Here is a 16176-nt window from a genome sequence, read left to right as displayed (position 1 = left end):
CTCATCTGGCAGCTAGTCCCAGAGCCACCACAAGGAACCTGAACAGTCAGGAAACAGGAAAACAGAAACCCATTAGGGCTTCACATTTAAAATCATACCCTCGCGTGCCAACACAGCCCCCGGGAAACTCTCGCAGACTTCAACCTGTAGGTGATCAAGAAAATCATCCGTATGGCCCGGTTCATGGTGGAAGATGACCAACGTCTTCACGCCGGCCGCCTTGGCAATTTTGACCCCTTCCTGCCAGGTGGAATGTCCCCAACCCACCTTGGGAGATTTGGGATTATGATATTCCTCATCGGTGTACATTGCATCATAGATGAGAACATCAGCCCCTTGAGCCAGTTTCATCACATTCTCATCCAGTCCTTCTGGAAAGTGTTCCGTATCCGTACAATAAAAGACGGAACGGTCTTGCCAACTCACCCGATAGCCCATGGCAGTGTTGGGGTGATTAAGCCGAGTTGTTTCAATATAGACATCCCCCAACTCGAAGGGTTCGCCACAGATGAGGTCGACAAACTTCATGTCGGCCCGTAACCCGGCTAAAGGAACGGGGGAGTTGGGATGTAACACCCGTTCCATGAAGTGTTTTTCCAGAGACTCACCGTTTTCCGGCACGGCTCCATGGATGCGTAGACAATGGCCTTTGACAAAGGCGGGGGTAAAGAAGGGAAACCCTTGGATGTGATCCCAATGGTAATGGGTAAAAAACATATAGGTTTCCGGGGGGAGTTGCTGCATTAAGTCTTTGCTCAAAGCTTGCAACCCAGTCCCCCCATCAAAGATGATGCGTCTGCCCCCAATTTCCATTTCGACACAGGAGGTGTTGCCGCCATAGCGTACTGTCGTCTGACCGGGGGTCGGAATACTTCCGCGAACGCCCCAGAACTTCACGAGAAATTCAGAAGAGGTGGCTGGTTCCATAGACGTTTCGGGGGACGTTTTGGGGACAGAGGGACAAGGGCAAGGAGGAAGATGCAAGCCAACGCTAGGCGATGGGACTGGCAGCGAGGGGGGAGTTCAGGGAAGAACTCACGTCGGCTGCGGTTAGGGTTCCACATTGGGCTTGATGGCGTAGTAGATGGTCACAGAGCACCAGAGCGACCATGGCCTCCACCATAGGGACGGCCCGGGGAAGAACACAGGGATCATGTCGCCCTTTGGCGGCTAGAACCGTGTTCTGACCATCGCGGGTGACGGTACGTTGTTCTTTCCGAATTGTAGCAGTGGGTTTAAAGGCCGCGCGAAGGATGATAGCTTCCCCGTTACTGATTCCGCCCTGGATGCCACCGGAGCGATTGGTATGGGTGCGGATGTTGCCTTCGGCATCGGCGTAGAACTCATCATTATGTTCGTGGCCGGTGAGCCGAGTTCCGGCAAAGCCTGAACCAATTTCAAACCCTTTGGTGGCAGGGAGAGACATGATGGCTTTCGCCAAATCGGCTTCGAGTTTGTCGAAGACGGGTTCCCCGAGGCCTTTGGGGACACTACGGGCAACACATTCAACGACGCCGCCGAGGGAGTCGCCTTGTTTACGGGCGGCTTCGATGGCGGCAATGGTTCGTTCAACAAAGTCGGGGTCGGGCGATCGCACGATATTTGCCTCTACATCTTCTAGGGTAACCCGGTCTGGGTCAACCTGAGCTTCCAAGTCATGGACTTGTTTAACGTAGGCGACAATGTCTACCCCAGTTACCTGTTTTAAAATCTTTTTGGCGATGGCCCCGGCGGCAACTCGGCCAATCGTCTCCCGGGCTGAGGAGCGTCCTCCTCCCTGCCAGTTGCGGATGCCATATTTGGCGTCGTAGGTGGCATCGGCATGGGAGGGACGGTATTTGACGGCCATCTCATTGTAGTCTTGCGATCGCGCGTCTTTGTTTCGCACCAAGACCATGATTGGGGTTCCTAAGGTTTTCCCCTCAAATACCCCTGAGAGAATTTCACAGGTGTCACTTTCCCGGCGAGGGGTGGTGATTTTACTCTGTCCCGGACGACGGCGATCGAGTTCAAATTGAATCTCCTCCGCTGAAATCTCAAGTTGGGGCGGACAGCCATCAATGATGACTCCAACGCCGCCGCCGTGAGATTCGCCAAAGGTTGTCACCCGAAACAGATGTCCGAAACTGTTACCCACGATCTGGTACTTTTTATTGGAGTAGAACGTTTGTATCTTAACACCCCTAAACCCCTTTCAGGTTAGCGGGCCAGGGAGGCGGGGGGAGAAATGGGGGGAATCCCCGCCATATCCAGAATTTCAGGAATTAAATGTTCGGTGCGAATGGCCATCAGGTGAACTCCTTGACAGAGCTGTTGGGCCTGACGGATTTGCTCGGCGGCGATGACCATCCCTTCCCGTAGGGGATCGGCGGCTTCGTCAAGGCGATCGATGGTCTCTTCGCCGATGTGAACCCCAGGGACGTATTTATTGATAAATTTGGCATTTTTGGCGGACTTTAAGAGAAAAATACCCGCTAAAACTGGTTTATCATACTGTGCGGCAATTTGACTCATGAATTTGTCTAACCGCTCAAAGTCAGAAATTAGTTGACTCTGGAAGAACTGGGCCCCGGCGGCAATTTTTCGTTCAAAGCGGCGCTGTAAGCCTGACCAACTGGCTAATTGGGGGTCCACGGCCGCCCCGGCAAATAGGTCGAGTTTGCCGTCACAGAGGGGGCGATCGTTGAAATCGAGACCCTGATTCATTTTTTCCAGGGTTTGCAGGAGTCGCACCGATTCTAGGTCGAAGACGCTTTTGGCCTGTTGGTGGTCTCCGGCTTTGACGGGGTCTCCGGTGAGGGCCAGAACGTTACGAATTCCTAGAGCGTAGGCGCCCATGAGGTCCGCTTGTAGGCCGATACGGTTGCGATCGCGGCAGGCCACCTGAAACACGGGCTCAATGCCATATTGCACGAGGAGCGCCGAGGCAGCTAAGGAGGACATCCGTAGCACCGCCCGAGAACCATCGGTGACATTAACAGCATGAACCCGCCGTTTGAGACAGGTTGCCATTTTCAGCATATGGGTGGGGTCTCCTCCCTTGGGCGGGGCAACTTCAGCGGTGATCAGAAATTCTCCGGCTTGAATGGCGCGACGAAGACGGGACATAGGATAGGGATTAAGAAAGGCAAACGGCAACGGTCAAACCTTGGGGGCATTCCACCATGAGAACACCCGCAGCTACGGCTTAAAGGCGGCAGATTCGGGCTAAAGGGGTTTTGAGAACCCCATAGCGGTTTTGACGCGGCTGAGGGTCTCCTGGGCTACGGATTCGGCTTGTTCCCGACCCTGTTTCAGGACCGACTCAAGATAGCCTTTATCGTCCATGACCTGGGTATAGGTCTGTTGGATGGGACGTAAAACCTCAATGGTAGTTTCCGTTAACAGAGGTTTGAATTGGCCCCAGCCCATTGAAGCACAGTCACGGGAGACGCTGGCTTTGTCTTGACCTGAGAGGAGTTGGTAGAGGGTGAGAAGATTTTGGCATTCCGGACGCTCAGGATTGTCAAACTCTAGGCCTCGCATGGGGTCGGTCTTACATTTTTTGATTTTCTTGGCGATGGTATCGGGGTCGTCTAACAGGTTAATACGGCTCAGTTCAGAGGGGTCCGACTTGGACATTTTCTTAGTCCCGTCGGTTAGACTCATGACCCGGGCCCCATCTTTGCGGATGAGGGGGTCGGGCATTTTCAGAACCGGCTCGTCGGGGCTAGCAAATTGGTCGTTGAGCCGGATGACCAAATCTCGGGTCAGTTCCAGATGTTGTTTTTGGTCTTCACCGACGGGGACTTTATCGGCATCGTAGAGGAGGATATCCGCCGCCATTAGCACCGGGTAGTCTAGGAGTCCGGTTCCTACGTTTTCCCCCTGTTTCACAGCTTTTTCTTTAAATTGAATCATCCCCTGAAGCCAGTTAATGGGGGTGATGCAGTTGAGTAGCCAGGTGAGTTCGCTGTGGGCGCTGATATGGGATTGAATGAAGATGTTGGCATGGTCGAGGCTGATGCCACAGGCGAGATAGAGGGCGGCAATTTTGTAGCTATTTTCCGCCAAGGTTTTGGGGTCATGGGGGACGGTGATGGCATGGAGGTCAACGACGCAGAAGTAGTTATCGTACTCCTGTTGCACCTCGACCCAGTTGCGAATGGCACCGAGATAGTTGCCCAGATGGAGGTTTCCGGTGGGTTGAACCCCCGAGAGAATGCGCTGTTTTCCCATGACTGCTTGCGGTATCCGTGAACGGTTGAGTCGCCAATGCTTAATATTTCGACATCCCCTAGTGTGACATATTGCGCGATCGCTACGGCGGGTCAGGGAAGATTTACTGGGGGGGGAGGCGGTGTTCAGTCTTGGGGTGGGGTCATGGGGTCTGGCCGGTTCTAGAGGCGACTTGCGGGATTAGAACAGCTAACGCTCTCTATAAATAGGTTCCGGTATGAGATTCTGGCACTTGAGCGACCATCTCCGGGGTTCCCACGGCAATCACTTGCCCCCCTTTGTCGCCCCCTTCAGGACCTAAATCAATGAGCCAATCGGCTGAGCGGATGACATCTAAGTTATGCTCAATCACGAGAATCGAGTTGCCCTTATCAACTAAACGCTGCATGACGTTTAACAGTTGATGAACATCATAAAACGATAAACCAGTGGTGGGTTCATCGATGAGATAGAGGGTTTTTCCGGTGGCGCGGCGGGAGAGTTCTGAGGCGAGTTTGACCCGTTGGGCTTCCCCTCCAGATAGGGTGGGAGCCGGCTGTCCCAGATGGATATACCCTAACCCCACATCCAGGAGAGTTTGTAGGCGACTGGCGGCGCGAGGGATGTTTTCAAAGACTCCTAACGCTTCTTCAACGGTCATATTTAAAACATCGGCAATAGAATGACCTTTATAGGTGACTTGTAAGGTTTCCCGATTGTATCGTGCCCCTTTACAAACATCACATTGCACATAAACATCGGGCAGAAAATTCATGGAAATGACGTTGACCCCTTGGCCGCCACAGGCTTCGCAGCGTCCTCCTTTGACGTTAAAGGAGAAACGACCCGGTTTATAGCCTCGGGCTTTGGCTTCGATGGTTTCAGCAAAAACTTGACGGATACTATCAAAAATTCCGGTGTAAGTCGCAGGATTAGAGCGAGGAGTTCGACCAATGGGGGATTGGTCAATGACAATAACTTTGTCAACAATATCTTTGATATCTTTCTTTTTACTTCCCTTAACACTGAGGCTTTTTAACCCTTGGGGCATGGGAACTTTCCGGGTCAAATGATGTTGAAGGGCGGGGTGGAATAGGTCATTGACTAGGGTGGATTTTCCGGACCCCGAGACCCCGGTGATACAAACCAGTTTCCCGAGGGGAATCTCCACATCAATATGCTTGAGATTATTGCGATGAGCATCTTGGAGTTGGAGAACTCGACCATTTCCGGGGCGGCGTTCTTCGGGGGGGTCAATCTGGCGTCGTCCTGATAAATAGGCCCCCGTCATGGAGTCTTTGGCGTTGAGAAGGGTGGTTAAATTTCCCTGGGCGACAATTTCCCCGCCATGAACGCCGGCGCCGGGACCGATATCCACGAGGTGGTCGGCGCTGCGGATGGTATCTTCGTCATGTTCGACGACAATTAAGGTATTGCCTAAATCCCGGAGCTTGGTTAGGGTTTTGAGTAAACGGCTGTTGTCCCGTTGGTGGAGTCCGATGCTGGGTTCATCGAGGACATAGAGGACTCCCGTGAGGCCGGACCCGATTTGGGTGGCCAGGCGGATGCGTTGGGCTTCTCCCCCGGAGAGACTGGTGGCGGAGCGATCGAGGGTGAGATAGTCGAGGCCCACGTCCAGGAGGAATTGCAGGCGATCGCGAATTTCCCGCAGGGCCAGTTCAGCGATTTGGGCTTGGCGGGGGCTGAGTTCTAGGTGATTTAAGCGGTTTAAGCATTCGTCGATCGCCACTCCGGTCAGGTCTGTGATGTTATATTGACCGATGCGAACGGCGAGGGCTTCGGGTTTGAGGCGTTTTCCGCCACAGACTTCGCAGACTTGGTCCACGAGGTATTGTTCGAGTTTGTCTCGGATTTGTTCCGAGGAGGTGTCGTCATACTGGCGTTGCAACATGGCCAGGACTCCGGCAAAGTGGCGGTAGTAGCCACGATTGTCGGAGTAGCGCGAATCAGTTTCAATCCAGATGGGGTCGGGGGACCCGTAGAGGAGGATCTGTTGTTGCTCGGCGCTGAGTTGGTTCCAGGGGGTGTTAATCTCGAAGTCGAAGGCTTGGCCGACGCTAAAGAGGACCGAGAGGTAGTAACTGTTGTCTTTGTCAGACCAAGGGGCGATCGCACTGTAAACGGGGGCGCTGGGATCGGGAATGACTCGTTCTGGGGCGAAGCTGCGGGAACTCCCTAAGCCATGACAGGCGGGACAGGCGCCATAGGGGGAGTTGAAGGAAAACAGCCGTGGCGAGAGTTCTTCCATCACCGCGCCATGTTCGGGACAGGCGAAGTTTTCGGAAAAGAGGATTTCTTGGGGACGCTTTTCGTCGGGGAGTTGGGCAGAAATCATGACCACGCCGTCGGCTTGTTTTAAGGCGGTGGCCAGGGAGTCGGTGAGACGTTCTTGCAGTCCCGGTTTGCAGATGAGGCGGTCGACGACAATCTCGATGTCGTGGATTTGGTTTTTGTCCAGTTCGATATGGTCTGAGAGATCGCGAACTTCGCCGTCAATGCGAACTCGGACGAAGCCTTGGGAGGTGAGGCTGGAGAGGAGTTTTTTGTGGGTTCCTTTTTTCCCTCGGATGACGGGAGCGAGGATTTGAAATTTACTGCGTTCGGGGAGTTCCAGGATGCGATCGCACATGACATCGATGGTCTGGGGGCTGATGGAGCGATCGCAATGGGGACAGTGGGGTTCTCCAGCACGGCCAAAGAGGAGCCGCAGGTAGTCGTAAATTTCAGTGACGGTTCCGACGGTAGACCGGGGGTTGTGGGAGGTGGATTTCTGGTCGATGGAGATGGCGGGACTGAGACCTTCGATGGACTCTACATCGGGTTTGTCCAGTTGTCCCAGGAACTGACGCGCATAGGCGCTGAGGGATTCGACATAGCGCCGTTGACCTTCGGCGAAGATGGTATCGAAGGCGAGGGAGGACTTCCCGGAACCGGAGACGCCTGTAAAGACGATGAGTTGATTGCGGGGGAGGTCGATATCAATCTGTTTCAGGTTATGTTGACGCGCCCCCCGAATGCGAATGACATCTTCGAGTTTGGGGGAGAGTCCCTTGGGGGAGGAGGTTGAAGGGGATTGGCTGGATGTGACGCGCCGTGCCATAGCGACCTGTGAGATAACCCTTAACATTCTACGCTAAGGGTTTCCTCGATGGTCGGGTTCGTCTGAGATTGGGCGATCGCCCTGGGTTGTGAGTGGAGATAAGCTTAAGAAAATCCGTAAATTTACGGATTTTAGTAAATTTACGGATAATACGTAGATCTACCAGGAAACCCAGGAACTTGCTAGGACGGGTTCCTGGGCTGCAATGGGGCAGGATTTGCCCCATTGGAGTTAATCTGTACTACCCAGACTCCTCAGGTTTCGTCCATCTACGTAGGCCAGCCATGACACCGGCGACAACACCTAACCCTAACAATCCAGTCGGTTCAGGAACCGCAACATCAGAACTAAAACTGGCTGTTGTTTCTCCATCCCCCTGTGTGGTTAAGGTAAAGTTCCCAGGGGCTTCATCTTCGGGTCCTCGGAAGACACCATCAGCGGCTACTTCAACACTCTCGTCGCCCAGTGAAGTCATTGTCACATTATCCGTGATATCAAACGACCAGGGTGACAAAGCCCTATCATCGGATTGAAATTCTAAGAACCCCGATACACCCTCATCAACATCCTCAAAATCAACACTCTGAATCAGTCCTGATTCTCCTTGATAGGGGGCAAAGACTCCATCTGTTGGGCCAATTCCAAACTCTCCATAACTGCCAATATCCTGATACTCTCCCTCCCCATCTGCGAAGCGAAACTCCGATGAGTCAGTGACATCACTCTCAACTTCCAATGACTCGACAAAGCCACTAAACTCTCCCCCTTCACTAAATGTGAGCGCATCTGCTTGGGAGGGAATGAGCATGGAAAGCCCTGTTAAGGATAGGGACAGGGTCGCCAGGCTTAGTGGGTGGCGTAAACTCATAAGTTCTTAAGCTTTTCTTTAGCAACACTTCGATCTTGCCAAACTTTATCGGTGAGTTTCAAGAGGTTTTAAGATAAAATTTTAAAATTTTGCCGATTTTATTCTAAAAATTTTTATTATCTTATTCTTCGTCGGGAAATAGAATTCATGCAAAAGCCAGTGCGGGGGGCACTGGCTAGGGGGAATTTCTAACGGTTCGATGCACTTAAAAAAAAGTTAAAGTCAATCCTGGACTGTTCGTTGAGGAGATTAAGCGTTTTGTTTGGAACGTTTGCGTAAGCCGGCCATCATGGTGACAGCAATGCCCGCACCGAGAACTCCAGTGGGTTCGGGAACGATAGCTGCATTGAAGCTCATCGTATGAGGGTTTTCCTTAGTGCGAAGAAGCTGAGTGCTGAATGCAGCCTCACCGGTAACAGTATTACCACTCCTGAAGACAGCCGTGCCATCAATTCCAATAAAGCGAGTAGTACCAAGCCAAAAGTCACCGAACGTTATATTTTTAAGATCCATCTCCCAGGACGCCAGAGTTGGATCAGCACCAGGCTCAGTATTGTCATATTTCAAGAAGCTCGTGATGGAAGAACCAACGGTCGTGAAATCAACACTCTTGATGAGGTAGCCATCACTGATTAGCCCATTGGTAGAATAAGGAGCAAATGTCCCGGTGCCATGGGTCATGCCCCAGTTGCCGTAGTTGCCAAGTCCGGTTGGGTTCTTATCAACATCAAGGAAATCAAATGCATAAGAAGTGGAACGATCTCCCAGCAGGTTGAAATCCGCTTCCCCTCCGAAACTATCGCCATTCCCAAAAATGAGGGTAAAGGCTTCAGCCGGGGCAGCGGTCAGGAGTGACAGTCCAGCAAAAGACAGAGAAAGGGCGGCGCAGCCGAGCGTATGTTGTAGGTTCATAATTCTCCCATGATCTCGTATGGATCCTTGAATAGGTGTATCTGTAAATTCGCTTGTGAGTCCATTATGGCAAGCAAACCTATCTACGTGTATTTTCGTAGAAGAACTTCACACAAACATTACATTCGAGCCGTGAGTCCTTCACAGAAGCTTTAAAAAAGCCCCTTTTGTCGACACAAAACTGTACAAATACTGAATTGGGCGGGTGTTTGAGGGCCGGTGGGGGCGATCGCCCCCCACCCTAGCCTCCTGGAAGTGTCATCCCCTTGAGACGACCGAGCCTAATTTGACATTAATATTGAATTGATAACGAGGACTCCCCCCAGGGATAGACAAGCCGGAGGGTGACTCTATACCGTTAGGGGGAGACCCTTATCGTGATTGATATCCCCATGCTCACCTGTGCCACACTTCTGGAAACCTATCCTGACCTCTGGCGGGACGCCACCCGTCATCCCTTTCTCGATCGCTGTCAGGCTGGAACCATCGAACCCCATCAGTTCAAGACTTGGCTGACCCAAGATTACCTCTTTGTCACCGAGTTCACCCGCTTTCTCGCCAATGGCTTAGCCGCAGCCCCCGTCTCCCATTTCGATGTCCTCTTGGGAGGCTTGAACGCGATCCGAGATGAGTTAGCCTGGTTTCGTGACAAAGCAGCGGAACGGGACTTGAACCTAGACAGTCTTCCGCAAGCGACCTGTGAAACCTATTGTCAGTTAATGGCCAGTTGGTCCGTGCAACCCTATGCCGTTCAGGCGACGGCCTTATGGGCCATTGAACTTGCCTATAATCAGGGGTGGCAATTGCCGGGTGCGATGGTGTCCCCCTATGATGAGTTTGCTGAACGCTGGGGAAATCCTGGCTTTACGGACTATGTCAAGCAATTGGAAAAGCAGGCTGACGAAAGCTTAGCGGGGTCATCGGAGATAGTTCAACGTCAAGCCGAGGTGGTTTTTCAGGAGGTGGCTCGTCAGGAACAAGCCTTTTGGCAGATGGCCTTTGTCCCAACGCCCTAACCGGATACTATATAGAATTCTCCTGATTCTCCAACCGAATCCTTGGATAACAACGTAACTCCTGACCCAAGCGATCGCCCTGTCCCCCCGATCCAGAAGCATCTGGCTGAGGTCTTCATGATCCACTCTTCAAGTTGTCCCTTCAGCGATATTCCATGAAAGTTCCCTGTTGGTTGTGGCTGGGAGGGGTTGGGATGGCGGGACTCCTCACCGCAGGACTCGGGGGGGACTTGGCGATCGCCCAAACGCCTCCCCCTCAATTCCCTGAGTTACCGCCACTTCCTGATCGCCTCCCTCCCCCGAGTCCCGAGATTTTAGTTCCCCCCCTTGACCCTCCCGCACAGCCAGACGACCCCTCGGACGCGGTGGGGGAGATTCTAGTCCGGGAAATTCAGCTTTTGGGAAATACGGTGTTCTCAGGGGAGGAATTGGCCCCCATCATCGAAGCCTATGAGGGGCGATCGCTGGTCTTTGAAGATTTAATCAACTTACGCACAGAGATTACTGACCTCTATGTGGCCAATGGCTACACCACATCGGGGGCTTTTATTCCTCCCCAGGATGTCAGCGATGGGGTGGTCCAGGTGCAGGTGGTGGAAGGACGTTTAGATCGCCTCAGCCTAGAGGGGGTCAGTCGCTTGTCCGAGGGCTATATCCGCCGCCGCATTGGTCGCGCCGCTCAACCTCCCCTGAGTTTACCCCAGTTGGAACAGGCCCTACAACTGCTACAACAAGATCCAGCCATCACCTCAGTGCGAGCGGAACTTGTGGCGGGACGGGCCCCAGGCTTGAGTGAGTTACGGCTAAATGTGACCGAAGCCTCTCCCGTTGAGGGAGGGTTGGGATTAGCCAATCGTAATTCTCCTAATGTTGGCTCAATCCGTCCCTCCGCACAACTGGAGTTTCACAGTCCCCTGGGGATTGGCGATTCCCTACGGGGGGAATTTGCACTCACGGACGGGGTGCGAGAGGGGAGAATTGAATATCAGATCCCTATTAATGCCGAGAATACTCGTCTCTCCTTCCTTTATAAGCGGGGGCGATCGCGGGTGGTGCAGCGGCCCTTTGATGTCTTGGGAATCCGCTCGACTGAGGAAAACTGGGAGTTCGGTATTTCTCATCCCCTTTGGGAAACCCCTAACGATCAGTTTCGGCTAAGCCTGTCTTTGGGGATAGAGCGATCGCGCACCTTTATATCGGACAATGACCCCTTTTCCTTTTCCGACGGTCCACAACAGGGTCGCTCGAATTTGACGGTTTTACGATTCACCCAGGAATGGTCCTCTCGGTCCCCCGCTGAGGTGGTGGCGGCGCGATCGCAGTTGAGTCTCGGACTCGATGCGTTCAATGCAACCCGCAACGACGATGACCCCGATGGCCGGTTTTTCGCCTGGCTGGGACAATTCCAATGGGTGCGATCGCTCTCCCCTGATACCCTCCTGGTTGCACGAGTCGCCAGTCAATTGTCCGCCGATTCTCTCCTTCCCATTTCCCAGTTTGGTTTGGGTGGCCCCGATACCGTTCGCGGCTATCTACAAAATCAACGGGTTGGCGATAGTGGGATTATCGCCTCCCTAGAATTCCGCTATCCCCTCATTCAAGACCCCAGAGGCTGGGGAACCCTACAAATTGCTCCCTTTATCGATGTGGGAACCGTTTGGAATTTGGGGGGCGATCGGGAAATTCCCAATCCGCAAACCCTTGTCGGAACTGGCTTAGGCTTACGCTGGGACCTGGCCAACAATTTTTCAGCCACCCTCGATTGGGGGATTCCCTTAGTGGGAGTGGGCGATCGGGGGAACTCCCTACAGGGAAATGGCATTTATTTCTCGATTGAATATAATCTATTTTAGGGACTGGCAAATATCTTCAAGGTCTGACCTCCCCGCCGCCATGACTGGAGACCCTTCTGAGAGGACATAATGAGTTTCAATACGGATACATTAGATAGGATACTCAAAGAACAGGCGACCCGGAACGAAAACCAGCGTCAGCAGGTTTTGAAATCCGTTCAGCAGTGGCTCGATGACCATGGACCAACCTATGGTGTGAAGCAAGCCTATATTTTTGGTTCCTTGATTCGTCCCTATCAGTTTCAGCCCCACTCCGATATCGATATTGCGGTGGAACAAGTGGATGTAGAGGGGATGTTTCTGATGATTAGTTTTATGATGACTGATATGAATCGGGATGTCGATGTGATAGAATTAAAGAAATGCCACTTTGCCGATAAAATTCGCGAGGCAGGACTCCTGTGGACGACCCCAAAAAACGCCTCTTAATCGCTGACTTAGAGGCACAATTTATCATTATTCGTGATATTGACAAAAAAATAAAACAGCGGGCTGACTCCCTCAACCCCGAGGATGAAATCCTCCTGGAGAGCATCGCCTATCAAATTCATAATATCTATGGCGCTTCTGAAGAACTCCTACAAATTGTTGCCAAGTATTTTGAAAATAACATCAGCGATGCCAGTCAATGGCATCATTTACTCTTGAAGCGCATGACCGTCGAGGTTCCCGATATTCGCCCCGCCTTTTTGGACTCGCAGACCTATGCACTTCTTAATAGCTTACGAGGATTTCGTCATTTCTTTCGGCATGGCTATGGAACCACCATTGATTACCAACAATTACAACCCAATCTAGAAAAAGCCTTGAACCTTTTACCTGAGCTAACGACCTGTTTTGAAAAATTTTCAAGGCAACTTCAGACCAGAACTGAACGCTAATAACGCCGTTCCATAAGCCGCTTCAGTTTCCAAAGAGCGAGTGACTGGAACTCCCAATCGTGCCTCTCGTAAGCGCATCCAAGCGTCATTGTTTGCCCCACCTCCGGCGGTGTAAACCCGTTTTAGTTCCGGGGCCCCCAGTTCCCGTAAGCGTTGATAGCCTTGGGCTTCAATTCGAGCCATACTATCCAGAAGTCCGTGGAGAAAGTCTAAGGAATTGTCCGGTTTTGGCTCTAATTGTGGGGGATAATCGGGGTCATTGATCGGGAAACGTTCCCCCGGTTGTAAGAGTGGGTAGTACTGTAGAGGACTGGGGGGATGGGGGAGGCGATCGCTCAACTCCTCTAACTCACCTTGAGAGAAGAACCGTTGCAGAACCGCACCCCCCGTGTTCGATGCACCCCCCGTTAGCCATAAATCCCCCAAACGGTGACTATAAACCCCATAACGGCTATCATCAACCCGCTGATGACTGAGAAGTTTTAAAACTAACGTAGACCCCAACGATGTCACCGCCTCCCCCGGCTGACTGGCCCCACTGGCCAAAAACGCCGCAATACTATCCGTGGTTCCTGCATGAACCTGACAAGTCTTAGGAAGGCCAAAGCGTCGGGAGATATCGGGCGTTAGGGGCCCAATGGCTGTTCCGGGGGCGACAACATGGGGAAGCCGTGGGTTATCTTGGGGAATCCAATCGGGATAGCTTAAGGATTGCGGATCGTAGCCTAATTTCAGACTGTTGTGATAATCACTGATTCCCAGTTGTCCGTGAAGCCGGAAACTTAGCCAGTCTGCTTGATGGAGAAAATAGCTATTTCCCGGGAGAGAGGATTGCTGACGAAACCAGATCAGTTTGCTAAAACTGGAGGTGCTACTGGCGGCGGGATGTTGGGGGGGAACGAGGTGTTGAACCTGGGATGAGACGGAATTGGCGCGGGAGTCGTTGTAAAGTAGAGTGTCAGAGATAGGCTGTCCCCGGTCATCGCAGAGAAGAACCGTTCCTGAAGTTCCGTTGAGGGCGATCGCCAGGAGTCCGGGCCGCCAAAGTTCAGGAATTTCGTCTAAAACTGTAGACAACCCCATCCACCAGGCCCTTGGGGTTTGTTGTTCTAAGGAAACTCGCGTCTGCCAAATCGGTTTTTTTGCCTCATTGATTAGGATGGCCCGCAGGCCCGATGTGCCAAAATCAATCCCAAGTGCATAACCCATTCGTGACGTTCTCTTTCCTTCCGTTCTTTCCCTGAAGATTCTGTGGATTTAACGATCGCCATCTGTACCCATAACGGTGAAACTCGTATTCCCCGAGTTCTCGATCGCCTCTGTGACTGTCGCCAATATACCCCAGAGTCGATCACCTGGGAACTGCTAATTATCGACAATTGCAGTACCGATGCAACCTCCTACATCTGTCAAAGCTATGGCGATCGCCTTCCTCTCAAGATTATCCAAGAAGGCCAAAAGGGGCTAGCCTTCGCCCGTCAGCGGGCTGTGGAAGCGGCCCAAGGGGAACTGGTGGGTTTCCTTGATGATGACAATCTCCCCGATACAGACTGGATTCGTCAAGCTGTAGAGTTCGGAGAACAGCATCCCGACGCGGGGGCTTATGGAAGTCGTATTTTCCCCGACTACAGTGTTGAACCGCCCCCCAACTTTCATCGCATTGCCCCCTTTCTCGCCATCACCGATCGCGGCCCTGACGCCAGGCCCTACCCCCGGGAAAAACGACTGCTTCCCCCAGGGGCCGGATTAGTGGTGCGTCGCCAAGCCTGGTTAACCTCCGTCCCCCCCAAATTAACCCTCGTGGGCCGTACCACCAGCATGGCCCTAGCCTCCGAAGACTTAGAAGCCCTGGTTCATCTCCAACAGCATCGCTGGGAGATTTGGTACGCCCCCCAGTTACGGGTGCATCATCTCATCCCCTCCTGGCGACTGGAACCCGACTATCTCTATACACTCATGCGGGGAATCGGCCTGAGTCGTTATCGAACCCGAATGTTGAGTTTTTCCCCCATCCTGCGTCCCCTAGCCCTCATCGCCTACAGTCTCAACGACAGCCGCCGCATCCTCCGCCATCTACTATGCTATCGCGGCCAACTCCGAGAGGATATCGTCGCCCAAGCAGAACTGCGTTTTTATATCGCCTGTCTCACCAGTCCCTTCTTTTTCTGGAAACAGCAGCAACCCCCCGACAAATCCCCCGACAGCCAAAAAACCTAAAGAGGGCGATTATAAAGGTACATCCCCATTCCCCATTCCCCATTCCCTGTTCCCTCTCCCCCCTATTGCCTATTGCCTCTTGCCTATTGCCTTCTTCCCCCTGTTCCCTGTTCCCTGTTCCCTTCTTCCCCCATGGACTTCACCGTTGCCATTTGTACCTATAACGGAGAACAGCGAGTTCTCCAAGTCTTAGACGCCTTAGCACGACAGCAGGGAACCGAGGGAATCTCCTGGGAAGTTTTAGTGGTGGATAACAATAGTGGCGATCGCACCGCTGAGGTGGTTCAGGCTTATGATTGGGCCAGTCGTGGGCCTCGTAATAGCCGTTTACGATGGCTATTGGAACCACGACAAGGGACTGCCTACGCCCGTCGTCGGGCCATGGAAGAGGCCGCCAGTGAGGACTGGGTGGGGTTTCTCGATGATGATAATCTGCCCGGTGAAACCTGGGTGAAGGAGGCCTTTCAATTCGGCTGCGATCGCCCGGAAATCGGGGCTTATGGCGGGATTATTCATGGGAAACTCGATGCCCCCCCTCCCGAGTATTTCAACGCCATTAAGCTACGTCTAGCGGTCTATAATCGGGGCGATCGCCCCTTCTGTTATGCCCGCAGCGCCAAACCCCGAATTGTCCCCGCCGCACCGGGTTCAGTGATTCGCAAACAGGCTTGGCGAGACTGCATTCCTGAGAGATTACTTTTACAGGGCCGAGATGAGGCGGGACAAACCTATGTAGGGGCCTGTGAAGATTTAGAAACCCTGTTTTACATTCAAAACAGTGATTGGCAAATTTGGCATAATCCCAACATGGAGATTTGGCACCATCTGCCCCCATCCCGCCTCGAACGGGACTATTTATTAAAAATTTCTCGCACAGCGGGCTTATCCAATCATGCCCTACGCATTGCTCGTTTAGGAAACAAAGTCCGTCTTCTAATGCCACTCTATTTACTGTCTGATGGGCTCAAATTGGTGAGCTATTACCTCAAGTACCGCTCAGAGGTTCAAGAGGATATTATCAAAGCCTGTGAACTGCAAGAACGATTAGGTCGTTTTTTGAGTCCATTTTATGTCGGTTAACCCCCCGCATTCACCGAAGCAAGAGGGGGAG

At 52.6% G+C, this 16176-nt stretch carries 14 protein-coding genes; 6 read left to right on the top strand and 8 right to left on the bottom strand.

Annotated features, from left to right (window positions below):
- Window positions 1-72: 72 nt before the first annotated feature.
- The 7 genes from NEA10_RS01485 to NEA10_RS01455 all read right to left on the bottom strand — a co-directional run bounded on the left by NEA10_RS01485 (window position 73) and on the right by NEA10_RS01455 (window position 9098).
- Window positions 73-927: an MBL fold metallo-hydrolase gene (locus NEA10_RS01485; RefSeq protein ID WP_252663464.1), complete on the bottom strand. Its 855-nt coding sequence runs from the start codon at window positions 925-927 to the stop codon at window positions 73-75.
- 64 nt (window positions 928-991) lie between these two features.
- A complete protein-coding gene (gene aroC, locus NEA10_RS01480) occupies window positions 992-2137 on the bottom strand; it encodes a chorismate synthase (protein WP_252663463.1) in 1146 nt (381 codons plus the stop codon).
- A gap of 62 nt (window positions 2138-2199) precedes the next feature.
- Complete coding sequence (locus tag NEA10_RS01475; RefSeq protein WP_252663462.1) at window positions 2200-3108, bottom strand: methylenetetrahydrofolate reductase; 909 nt, start codon at window positions 3106-3108, stop codon at window positions 2200-2202.
- 99 nt (window positions 3109-3207) lie between these two features.
- Window positions 3208-4218 (bottom strand): tryptophan--tRNA ligase, encoded by a 1011-nt coding sequence (gene trpS / locus NEA10_RS01470; RefSeq protein WP_252663461.1) that lies wholly within the window; start codon window positions 4216-4218, stop codon window positions 3208-3210.
- A 199-nt stretch (window positions 4219-4417) separates the two neighbouring features.
- Window positions 4418-7318 (bottom strand): excinuclease ABC subunit UvrA, encoded by a 2901-nt coding sequence (uvrA, locus tag NEA10_RS01465; protein WP_252663460.1) that lies wholly within the window; start codon window positions 7316-7318, stop codon window positions 4418-4420.
- Window positions 7319-7559: 241 nt separating this feature from the next.
- On the bottom strand, window positions 7560-8186 hold the full coding sequence (locus tag NEA10_RS01460; protein WP_252663459.1) for a PEP-CTERM sorting domain-containing protein: 627 nt from the start codon (window positions 8184-8186) through the stop codon (window positions 7560-7562).
- Between the two features lie 249 nt (window positions 8187-8435).
- A complete protein-coding gene (locus tag NEA10_RS01455) occupies window positions 8436-9098 on the bottom strand; it encodes a PEP-CTERM sorting domain-containing protein (protein ID WP_252663458.1) in 663 nt (220 codons plus the stop codon).
- A 377-nt stretch (window positions 9099-9475) separates the two neighbouring features.
- Between NEA10_RS01455 and NEA10_RS01450 the strand changes: the two genes are divergently transcribed.
- The 4 genes from NEA10_RS01450 to NEA10_RS01435 all read left to right on the top strand — a co-directional run bounded on the left by NEA10_RS01450 (window position 9476) and on the right by NEA10_RS01435 (window position 12848).
- A complete protein-coding gene (locus tag NEA10_RS01450) occupies window positions 9476-10114 on the top strand; it encodes a TenA family protein (protein WP_252663457.1) in 639 nt (212 codons plus the stop codon).
- Between the two features lie 155 nt (window positions 10115-10269).
- Window positions 10270-11967 carry a ShlB/FhaC/HecB family hemolysin secretion/activation protein gene (locus tag NEA10_RS01445; RefSeq protein WP_252663456.1) on the top strand — a complete coding sequence of 566 codons (1698 nt, stop codon included), beginning with the start codon at window positions 10270-10272 and terminating at the stop codon, window positions 11965-11967.
- 69 nt (window positions 11968-12036) lie between these two features.
- Window positions 12037-12396, top strand: coding sequence for a nucleotidyltransferase family protein (locus tag NEA10_RS01440; protein WP_252663455.1), 360 nt, complete (start codon window positions 12037-12039; stop codon window positions 12394-12396).
- The gene (locus NEA10_RS01435; RefSeq protein WP_252663454.1) at window positions 12369-12848 is read left to right on the top strand and encodes a ribonuclease toxin HepT-like protein; all 480 of its coding nucleotides are present in this window, start codon (window positions 12369-12371) and stop codon (window positions 12846-12848) included. The genes NEA10_RS01440 and NEA10_RS01435 overlap by 28 nt, the downstream gene beginning before the upstream one ends.
- Here NEA10_RS01435 and NEA10_RS01430 read toward each other — a convergent pair.
- Window positions 12816-14057 carry an FGGY-family carbohydrate kinase gene (locus tag NEA10_RS01430; protein ID WP_252663453.1) on the bottom strand — a complete coding sequence of 414 codons (1242 nt, stop codon included), beginning with the start codon at window positions 14055-14057 and terminating at the stop codon, window positions 12816-12818. The genes NEA10_RS01435 and NEA10_RS01430 overlap by 33 nt on opposite strands.
- 42 nt (window positions 14058-14099) lie before the next feature.
- On the opposite strand from NEA10_RS01430, the gene hpsE (NEA10_RS01425) reads away from it, so the two are divergent.
- On the top strand, window positions 14100-15065 hold the full coding sequence (hpsE, locus tag NEA10_RS01425) for a hormogonium polysaccharide biosynthesis glycosyltransferase HpsE (RefSeq protein ID WP_252663452.1): 966 nt from the start codon (window positions 14100-14102) through the stop codon (window positions 15063-15065).
- A gap of 132 nt (window positions 15066-15197) precedes the next feature.
- Window positions 15198-16145 carry a hormogonium polysaccharide biosynthesis glycosyltransferase HpsE gene (hpsE, locus tag NEA10_RS01420; protein ID WP_252663451.1) on the top strand — a complete coding sequence of 316 codons (948 nt, stop codon included), beginning with the start codon at window positions 15198-15200 and terminating at the stop codon, window positions 16143-16145.
- Window positions 16146-16176 lie beyond the last annotated feature (31 nt).

The sequence above is a fragment of the Phormidium yuhuli AB48 genome, from assembly GCF_023983615.1.
Lineage (GTDB): Bacteria > Cyanobacteriota > Cyanobacteriia > Cyanobacteriales > Geitlerinemataceae > Sodalinema > Sodalinema yuhuli.
Note: the sequence above shows the minus strand (reverse complement) of the source record. Positions and strands in the feature narration are given on the sequence as shown.